This window comes from uncultured Romboutsia sp., assembly GCF_958366745.1.
Taxonomy (GTDB): domain Bacteria; phylum Bacillota; class Clostridia; order Peptostreptococcales; family Peptostreptococcaceae; genus Romboutsia; species Romboutsia timonensis.
The window spans coordinates 1-10,290 of the sequence record NZ_CATXCO010000068.1 but is presented as its reverse complement, the minus strand read 5'-3'; the positions used below and the strand labels follow the sequence as shown (position 1 = coordinate 10,290).

At 30.5% G+C, this 10,290-nt stretch carries 7 protein-coding genes and 1 pseudogene; 7 read left to right on the top strand and 1 reads right to left on the bottom strand.

Translation table 11 applies throughout. From position 1 onward, the window contains the following. The 4 genes from aroC to pduL all read left to right on the top strand — a co-directional run. On the top strand, positions 1-738 hold a 738-nt coding region (gene aroC / locus Q5F54_RS06395; RefSeq protein ID WP_302334118.1), incomplete at its 5' end, for a chorismate synthase. Then, positions 726-1,868 (top strand): 3-dehydroquinate synthase, encoded by a 1,143-nt coding sequence (gene aroB / locus Q5F54_RS06390; RefSeq protein WP_288525734.1) that lies wholly within the window; start codon positions 726-728, stop codon positions 1,866-1,868. The genes aroC and aroB, both read left to right, overlap by 13 nt. Continuing rightward, positions 1,861-3,120 (top strand): 3-phosphoshikimate 1-carboxyvinyltransferase, encoded by a 1,260-nt coding sequence (gene aroA / locus Q5F54_RS06385; RefSeq protein WP_281538489.1) that lies wholly within the window; start codon positions 1,861-1,863, stop codon positions 3,118-3,120. The genes aroB and aroA overlap by 8 nt, the downstream gene beginning before the upstream one ends. 200 nt (positions 3,121-3,320) lie before the next feature. Further along, complete coding sequence (gene pduL, locus Q5F54_RS06380; protein ID WP_071119581.1) at positions 3,321-3,890, top strand: phosphate propanoyltransferase; 570 nt, start codon at positions 3,321-3,323, stop codon at positions 3,888-3,890. Positions 3,891-3,928: 38 nt separating this feature from the next. Here pduL and Q5F54_RS06375 read toward each other — a convergent pair whose 3' ends face one another. Further along, complete coding sequence (locus tag Q5F54_RS06375) at positions 3,929-4,261, bottom strand: helix-turn-helix domain-containing protein (RefSeq protein WP_281538491.1); 333 nt, start codon at positions 4,259-4,261, stop codon at positions 3,929-3,931. Between the two features lie 327 nt (positions 4,262-4,588). Between Q5F54_RS06375 and deoC the strand changes: the two genes are divergently transcribed. From deoC to Q5F54_RS06360, 3 genes and pseudogenes are all read left to right on the top strand, one after another. Next, positions 4,589-5,263 carry a deoxyribose-phosphate aldolase gene (gene deoC / locus Q5F54_RS06370; protein ID WP_302168763.1) on the top strand — a complete coding sequence of 225 codons (675 nt, stop codon included), beginning with the start codon at positions 4,589-4,591 and terminating at the stop codon, positions 5,261-5,263. 428 nt (positions 5,264-5,691) lie between these two features. Continuing rightward, positions 5,692-9,234 (top strand): annotated as a pseudogene (gene nifJ, locus Q5F54_RS13135) (pyruvate:ferredoxin (flavodoxin) oxidoreductase). 99 nt (positions 9,235-9,333) lie between these two features. Next, positions 9,334-10,290 (top strand): fructose-bisphosphatase class III (locus Q5F54_RS06360; RefSeq protein WP_302334117.1); only part of this gene is annotated, 957 nt, incomplete at its 3' end.

Below are 10,290 nucleotides of genomic sequence, written 5' to 3'. Positions count from 1 at the left end.
TGTAAGCAAGTTTTAAAAAACTTTAATATAGATTTTATTTCTCGTGTTGTTCAAATTGGAAATGTAAAAGATAATAATAGTTATGATTTTGATTATATAAAAGAAAATGTAGATAAAAGTGCAGTTAGATGTATAAATAAAGATGTAGAAAAAGAAATAATAAAAGAAATCGATAAGGTAAAATCTGAAGGTGATACTTTAGGTGGAGTTGTAGAAATCAGAGTGAAGAACTTAATTCCAGGATTAGGTTCATATACTCAATTTGACAAGAAAATAGATGGAGAACTAGCAATGCACTTAATGAGTATACAAGCTATAAAGGGTGTAGAAATAGGTATAGGATTTGATGTTGCAAATAATTATGGTTCTAATGTAATGGATGAGATATATTATAACAATGAAGATGGAATAAAAAGAAAAACTAATCAACTAGGTGGAATTGAAGGTGGAATGACAACAGGTGAAGAGTTAGTCATAAGATGTGCAATGAAACCTATTCCAACTCTTTATAAACCACTTAAATCTATAAATATAAATACACGAGAGAGTTATAGTGCAAGTATAGAGCGTTCAGATAATTGTGCTGTACCAGCATGTAGTGTAGTATGTGAAAATGTAGTTGCATTTGTTATATGTAAATACTTCCTAGATAAAATAGGTGGAGATAATTTAAATGATTTAAAATCAAACTATAATACATATATAAAAAGGTTAGGTGATAGAGGGTGGAAAAGATAATAAATGAGGTTTGTAATATAGTAATAGATAATAGCTATAAGAACTTTACATCATCAGTTTATGAGTTTAATAATAAGAATATTGAAGATTTATCTAGAATTAATATAAATGAAATATATGACGAAGTTCTAATTATAAGTGATGAGAATGTATATAACTATCAGATTGACAACTTTATAAATAATATAAAAGCGAAAATGATATATGAATATATAGTTCCAGAAGGAGAAGATTCGAAATCATTATCAGTATATGAAGAAATAATTAAGTATTGTATAAGAATAAATTTATCTAGAAAATCACTAATAATAGCATTAGGTGGTGGAGTTGTAGGTGATTTAGCAGGTTTTGTAGCATCTACATATATGAGAGGTATTGATGTATGCCAAATACCAACAAGCTTACTAGCACAAGTGGATTCGTCAGTAGGCGGCAAAACTGGATTGAACATAGGAAATTTAAAAAATGTAATAGGTACTTTTTATCAACCTAAGTTTACTTATATAAATATAGATGCATTAAAAACATTACCACATAGTGAATTTATATCTGGAATGGCAGAGGTTATAAAATACAGTTTAATTTATGACTATGATTTTTTAGATTACCTTATAGATAATAGTGAAAAAATACTTGATAAAGATAATGAAACACTATGTTATATGGTTGAGAAATGTATTCAAATAAAAGCAGATATAGTTTCTAAAGATGAAAAAGAAGGTGGTCTTAGAAAAATATTAAACTTTGGCCATACATTTGGCCATGGAGTTGAAAAGCTTTGTAAAATAAGTCATGGTGAAGCTGTAAGTATTGGTATGAATATGGCATTTAAGTTATCATTAGAAAAAGGATGCATAGACGAAAGTTACTACAATAAATTTATACATGTATGTGAAAAATTCAATTTACCTTTAGGATTTAACCTACCATTACATAAAGAAGATGAAATTGCTGAAAGAGATAAAGATAAGATAAATAAAGAAATACTTGAAATAATGAAAAATGATAAAAAGAATAGTTTCGGAAAGATTAATTTAATACTTCCAATAGATTTTGGAAAGGTTGAAATTACTGACAATATAGATGAAGATGAAATATTAAACATAATAAAGGGGGCAAATCATGCTTAAAGGAAGTTTTGAACTTATAGGTGATAAGTCTATATCCCATAGAGCAGTTATGTTTTCTTCTATATCTAAAGGGGATAATAAAATAAGCAATTTCTTAATGGGAGAAGACTGCTTAAGCACAATATCTTGTTTTAGAAAAATGGGTGTAGATATACAAATAGATGGTAAGGATGTATATGTAAAAGGAAATGGACTATATGGACTTAAAAGACCAAAAGAAATATTAGACGTAGGAAATTCGGGAACTACAATAAGACTTATGATGGGAATACTTGCAGGAAATAAATTTGATGCAACTTTAATTGGAGATAATTCTATAGCTAAAAGACCTATGAAAAGGGTAACAGACCCATTAAGACTTATGGGATGTAATATAGAAGGAAAAGATGATGCTAACTATACACCTATAAAAATATATGGTGGAGATTTAAAAGCTATCGATTATCATATGCCTGTTGCATCAGCACAAGTAAAATCTGCTTTAATACTTGCAAGTCTTTATGCAAATGATACTAGCTTTATATATGAAAAGGTAAAAAGTAGAAATCATACAGAAATAATGTTAAAGTCATTTGGAGCAGACATAAATGTAGAAAATTTAAAAATAAGTGTAAATCCAGTAAATGAGCTATTTAGCCAAGATATATATGTACCTGGAGATATATCATCAGCGGCATTTATAATAGTTTCAGCCTTAATAACTAAAGGTTCAGAAGTTATTATAAAAAATGTAGGATTAAATGAAACTAGAACTGGGATAATAGATGTAGTTAAAAATATGAATGGAAATATAGAAATAATAAATGAAAGATTAGTTGGTGGAGAATTAGTAGGTGATTTATTAGTTAGATATACTAAAGACTTATGTGCAACTACAATAGATAAGGATATAATTCCAAGACTTATAGATGAAATTCCAGTAATAGCTGTACTTGCTACACAAGCTGAAGGAACTACTATAATAAAGGATGCACAGGAGCTTAAAGTAAAAGAAAGTAATAGAATAAAGTCTATGGTAGAAAATCTAAAGATATTAGGTGCTGATATAGAAGAATTAGAAGATGGAATGATAATAAAAGGAAAATCTAAATTAAATGGTGGAAAAATAAAGACATTTAAAGATCATAGAATAGCAATGGCATTTTCTACTTTAAATTTAATATCTGCTGAAAAAATAAAATTAGATAATGAAGATTGTATAAATGTATCATTTCCAGGGTATTTTGATCTTATAAAAAGTCTAACAAAATAACACTAGATTACAAAATATATAGAGTATAAAAACAAATTAAAGTTAACAAAATAGTATAAGATGGTTTTTGATAAAGATATTGAATTATCAAGAATTTATCGATGATTTTATTAGTTAAAAAGCTAATAAAATCATTTGATTTATTGTTAAATATTATATATAATGTATCATGTATACAAAATAATTAGGAGGAATTTAAGATGAAATTACCAATAGCATTATCTAATAGACACGTTCACTTAAGCCAAGCAGACATAGAAGCATTATTTGGTGCAGGACATGAGTTAACTCATTTCAAGCCATTATCTCAACCAGGACAATATGCTTGTGAAGAAAAAGTTGACTTAGTAGGACCTAAAGGCACTATAAAAGGAGTTAGAGTTTTAGGACCAGCTAGACCTAGTACACAAGTTGAAATATCTTTAGCAGATGGATTTGCTTTAGGAATAAAAGCTCCAATAAAAGAATCTGGTGATATAGCAGGAACTCCAGGTGTTAAATTAGTAGGACCAGCAGGAGAAGTAGAATTATCAGAAGGTGTTATAGTTGCTTCTAGACATATACATATGAGCTTAGAAGATGCAGCTAGATTTGGTGTAACTGATAAGCAAATAGTAAAAGTTAGAACTTTCGGACCGAGAGCTGTAGTATTTGAAAATGTATTAGTAAGAGCTAATGCTAACTTTGCATTAGAAATGCATGTAGACGTTGAAGAAGGAAACGCTGCAGGTGTTAGAAATGGTGAAGAAGTAGAATTAATAGCTGAATAATTATATAAAAAAGAACGGATTTTTTAAGATCCGTTCTTTTATTTTTCGACATTTTTTTCATACTCAATTCCGTAATCATACATTTGTTCAAGTAGAGGTATCATTTTTTGCCCCATATCAGTTAAGCTATACTCAACTTTAGGTGGAACTACAGGAAAAACTTCTCTATGTACAAGGCCATCTTCTTCTAAACTTCTAAGTTGATTAGTTAACATTTTTTGTGTAACATCTGGCAATTTTCTTTTTATTTCGCTGAATCTAAGACTTCCACCGCTTAAATACCAAAGGATAAGTATTTTCCACTTACCAGAAACTAATCTGTGAAATAAAGTCATAGGACATGTTTCATATTTTAAACAACGGTTTGACATATGACATTTACTATGAGAACTTAAGCTCATCTGTAAACACCTCACATTTTTATTTTATAAAGTTAGTATATCATAAATAAAATATATAACAATATACATAGTATACTTTTATATACTATGTATATTATAAGTTTCTACATATAAAAAAAGTGCCTACTTGTTAAGTTTAAATTAAGAATATATTATTAATTTGTAAATTCTAGTAAATAATATGTTATTTTTTTGTTAATTATAATGCTATAAAAAATAAGTTTATATAAATTACATAATATGGTAACATGATATGTAAATATATAACGAAAAAAGCGGTAAAAAGGAGAATTTGTAATGAATAAGAAAATAGCCAATATGATAGATCATACTATATTAAAAGCTACAGCAACTAAAGATGATGTAGTTAAATTATGTAACGAAGCAAAAGAATATGGGTTTTTCTCAGTTTGTATAAATCCAGCAAATATAGAACTAGCAAAAGAAGAATTAAAAGGAAGCAATGTTAAAGTATGTACAGTTATAGGCTTCCCTTTAGGAGCAAATACTTCAGCTGTTAAAGCTTTTGAAACAAAAGATGCAATAGCTAAAGGTGCTGATGAAGTTGATATGGTTATAAACATAGGTGCATTAAAAGATAAAAACTATGAATTAGTATATGAAGATATAAAAGCAGTAGTAGATGCAGCAAATAAAGAAGCTTTAGTAAAAGTTATAATAGAAACTTGCTATTTAACTGATGAAGAAAAGAAAATAGCTTGTGAACTTGCAGTTAAAGCAGGAACTGACTATGTAAAAACTTCTACAGGGTTTGGAACAGGAGGATCAACTCCAGCTGATATAAAACTTATGAGAGAAACTGTAGGAGAAAATATAGGTGTAAAAGCATCTGGTGGTGTTAGATGTGAAGAAGATGCAGTTAAAGTAATAGACGCTGGGGCTACTAGAATAGGGGCTAGTGCTTCAATTGCTATAGTAAGTGGAAATAACGAATCTAAAAGTGGCTATTAATACTAAATAAAAATTTAATGCTTAGATTATAAATTTATGGGTATTTAATATATGTATTAGATAAAAATAATTAATCTATTGAGCTAGTTATTTTACTAAGTATATTGAAATTACTATATAAAGTTTTTTAACTATCAAAATATATCTTGCTAAAATATAGTATTTCAGTAATCATATTTAACTAGCACAAAGAGTTAATTAAATTAGAAGATAAAGAGTAGAATTAAATTAGCTTATAATATTATTTATACTTGTAATAAAGAAGGAATCTATAACATTTTATAGAATACCTTCATTATTATGTAAATTATAGCATAATATTTATATGTATATGAATTGTACTAAAATATACATTGTATTCATTATACACTGTAGCTAAGATTTAATACTTAAACTACATAGGAGTAATATTAAGGAGGATACACATTATGGCTAAATTCATGAAAACTGTTGATGGAAATACAGCTGCTGCACACGTTGCGTATGCATTTACTGACGTAGCTGCTATATTCCCGATAACTCCATCTTCAAACATGGCAGAAGCAGTTGACGATTGGTCAGCGCAAGGAAGAAAAAATATATTCGGACAAAAAGTTAATGTTGTAGAAATGCAATCAGAAGCAGGAGCTGCTGGAGCATTCCACGGTTCATTACAAGCAGGTGCATTAACAACAACATTTACAGCATCTCAAGGTTTATTATTAATGTTACCTAACATGTATAAAGTTGCTGGAGGATTACTTCCAGGAGTATTCCACGTAAGTGCTCGTGCTCTTGCTACTTCAGCATTATCTATATTTGGTGACCATCAAGACGTTATGGCAGCAAGACAAACTGGATGTGTACTATTAGCTTCAGGATCAGTTCAAGAAGTTGCTGATATAGCACCGGTTGCACACTTAGCTGCAATAGAAGGTAAATTACCTTTCATACATTTCTTCGATGGATTTAGAACATCACACGAAATACAAAAAGTTGAATTATTAGAATACAGTGACTATGCGTCATTATTAAATATGGAAGCTGTTAAAGCATTTAGAGATAGCGCTTTATCTCCAAATCACCCAGTAACTCGTGGTACAGCTCAAAATGATGATATATATTTCCAAACAAGAGAAGCATCAAACAAATACTACAATAATATAGTAGGTGTAGTAGAGAAATACATGGCTAAAATGTCTGAATTAACAGGAAGAAAGCATGGATTATTCAATTACTACGGAGATGAAAATGCAAAGAATATAATAATAGCTATGGGTTCTGTTACAGAAACTATAGAAGAAACTATAGATTACTTAAATGCTAAAGGTGGAAGCTATGGTTTAGTTAAAGTTCACTTATATAGACCATTCTCTAATAAGCACTTATTAGAAGCTATACCAGCTTCAGCTGAAAGAATATGTGTACTTGATAGAACTAAGGAACCAGGTTCAACAGGTGAACCATTATACTTAGATGTACGTAATGCATTCTTTGATGTAGAAAATGCACCAATGATAATAGGTGGAAGATACGGATTAGGTTCAAAAGATGTTACTCCTACAGATATAAAAACTGTATTTGATAACTTAACATCAGAAAAACCTAAGAACAATTTCACATTAGGTATAGTAGATGATGTTACAAATACTTCATTAGAAAAATCTGAATCAATAAAAATAGCTCATCCAGGAACTGTAAGATGTAAGTTCTGGGGATTAGGATCTGACGGTACAGTTGGAGCTAACAAGCAAGCTATAAAAATAATAGGAGATAACACAGATAAGTATGCTCAAGCTTACTTTGCATATGACTCTAAAAAATCTGGTGGTATAACAATGTCTCACTTAAGATTTGGAGATGCTCCTATAAGATCAACTTACTTAATAGATGAAGCTGATTATATAGCTTGTCATAACCAATCATATGTTAACCAATATGATTTATTAAAGGGACTTAAGGAAGGTGGAGTATTCGTACTTAACACTATATGGTCTCAAGAAGAATTAGAACAACACTTACCAGCTAAAATGAAGAAATTTATAGCTGATAACAATATAAACTTCTACACTGTAAATGCTACTAAGATAGCTCAAGAAATAGGTCTTGGAAATAGAATAAACATGATAATGCAATCTGCATTCTTCAAGTTAGCTGCAATAATACCTGAAACTGAAGCTGTAGAATACTTAAAAGATTCTATAAAGAAAGCTTACGGTAAAAAAGGTGAAAAAGTTGTTAACATGAACTTTGAAGCTGTTGAAGCTGGATTAAATGCTTTAGTTAAGATAGACGTTCCAGCTAACTGGTCTAATGCTGAAGAGTTAGAAATGGCAGTAGATTCAGATGAACCAGAATTCATAAAGAACATATTAAGACCTATGAATGCTCAAGAAGGTAATAACTTACCAGTAAGTGCATTCGAAGGTTTAGAAGATGGTACATTCCCAGCTGGTACTGCAGCATAAGAATAACGTGGAGTAGCAGTTAATGTTCCAGAATGGATAACTGATAATTGTATCCAATGTAACCAATGTGCATATGTCTGTCCTCATGCATGTATAAGACCAGTATTAGTAAATGAAGAAGAAGCAGCTAATGCTCCAGAAAGCTTTAATACTAAGAAGGCTATAGGTAAAGGATTTGAAGGATTACAATACAGAATGCAAGTAAGTCCAATGGACTGTACAGGATGTGGAAACTGTGCTGACATATGCCCAGCTAAGCAAAAAGCTTTAGTTATGAAGCCTCTTGATACTCAAGAAGTAGAAGTAGAAAACTGGGCATTTGCAGTTGATACTACTAAAGTTGCTCCTAAAGGAGATATAATGGCACCAACTACAGTTAAGGGAAGTCAATTTAGACAACCACTTATAGAGTTCTCAGGAGCTTGTGCAGGATGTGGAGAAACTCCATACATCAAGTTAGTTACTCAATTATTTGGAGATAGAATGATGATAGCAAATGCTACAGGATGTTCTTCTATATGGGGAGGATCTGCTCCATCAACTCCGTACACAGTTAACCATGAAGGTAAAGGTCCATCTTGGTCAAACTCATTATTCGAAGACAATGCTGAATTCGGATACGGAATGATGCTTGGTGTTAAGCAAATGAGAAATAAAATAGCTGAAACTATGCAAACTCTATTAACTATGGATATATGTGAAAGTGCTAAAGAAGCATTTAATGCATGGTTAGAAGCAAGAGAAGATGGTGAAGCTTCTAAAGCTGCTAGTGAAAAGGTACTAGAAGAATTAGCTGGAACATGTTCTTGTGCAGATGAAGAAGTAAAATCATTATTAGCTGAAATAGAATCAAGAAAAGATTACTTAGTTAAGAGATCTCAATGGATACTTGGAGGAGATGGATGGGCTTATGACATCGGTTACGGTGGATTAGATCACGTTCTTGCTTCAGGTGAAAATGTAAACGTGCTTGTATTTGATACAGAAATATACTCAAATACAGGAGGTCAAGCTTCTAAGTCAACTCCAGTTGCTGCAATGGCTAAGTTCGCTGCTGCTGGTAAGAGATCTAAGAAGAAAGACTTAGGTATGATGGCTATGAGCTACGGAAACGTATATGTTGCTCAAGTTGGTATGGGTGCTGATAAGAACCAATTAATGAAGGCTATAATAGAAGCTGAAAAGCATGATGGACCATCATTAATAATAGCATACTCTCCATGTATATCTCACGGAATAAAAGAAGGTATGGGTAGAGCTCAAGCTAACATAGAAAAAGCTGTTAAAGCTGGATACTGGCATTTATACAGATACAACCCACAATTAAAAGCTGAAGGAAAGAATCCTTTCACTTTAGATTCTAAGGAACCAACTGAAAGCTTCAGAGAGTTCTTAATGGGTCAAGTAAGATATGCTGCTATAGCTAAGCAATATCCAGACGTAGCTGAAGAATTATTCAATATGGCTGAAGAAAATGCTAAAGAAAGATACAATAACTATAAGAGATTAGCTGAAAACTTCTAATAGAAATATAGTTTGAAAATAAAGGATGGACAAATTTTGTCCATCCTTTTGTTGTAAATATGCTAAAATATAAGTAGTAATAATGTTTGGAGGTGTTAAATGAAAAATATTGAAAAAGAGCTTAAATACTTAAAAATATTATCAAAGCAATACCCAAGTATATCAAAAGCGAGTACAGAAATTATAAATTTAGAAGCTATTCTTAATCTTCCAAAGGGAACGGAGCACTTTATAAGTGATATACATGGAGAGTATGAAGCATTTGTGCATGTGCTTAAAAATGGTTCAGGAGTTATAAAAAGAAAGATAGAAGAATTATTTTCAAGTACTATAAGAGAGAGTGAAAAAAAGACATTAGCAACTTTAGTATATTATCCAGAACAAAAGCTAGCATTAATAGAAAAAGAAGAAGATAATATAGATGATTTTTATAGAATATATATATATAGATTAGTGGAGTTGTGTAGATATGCATCAAGTAAATACACTAGATCTAAGGTAAGAAAACTTCTTCCGGAAGATTTTAAATATATAATAGAAGAATTTTTAAATGAACATGTAGAACAAGTACACAAACAAAACTATTATAAAAGTATAGTAGATACTATTATAAGTATAGATAGGGCAAAAGAATTTATAATAGCTATATCTAAAGTTATACAAAAATTAGTAGTAGATAGACTTCATATAGTAGGAGATATATATGATAGAGGTCCTAGACCGGATGTAGTTCTAGATACACTAATGGACTATCATTCAGTAGATATACAATGGGGAAATCACGATATATTATGGATGGGTGCTGCAAGTGGAGAAAAAACTTGTATAGCAAATGCCCTTAGAATATCAGCTAGATACTCTAATTTAGATATTATAGAAGACATCTATGGAATAAATTTACTTCCACTAGCAACATTTGCATTAGAACAATATAAAAGCGATCCTTGTAACTGTTTTATGCCAAAAGGAAGTGCAGGCGAAACATCTACAAAAGAAAAAACTCTAATAGCAAAAATGCATAAGGCTATAAGTATTATACAATTCAAGCTAGAAGCA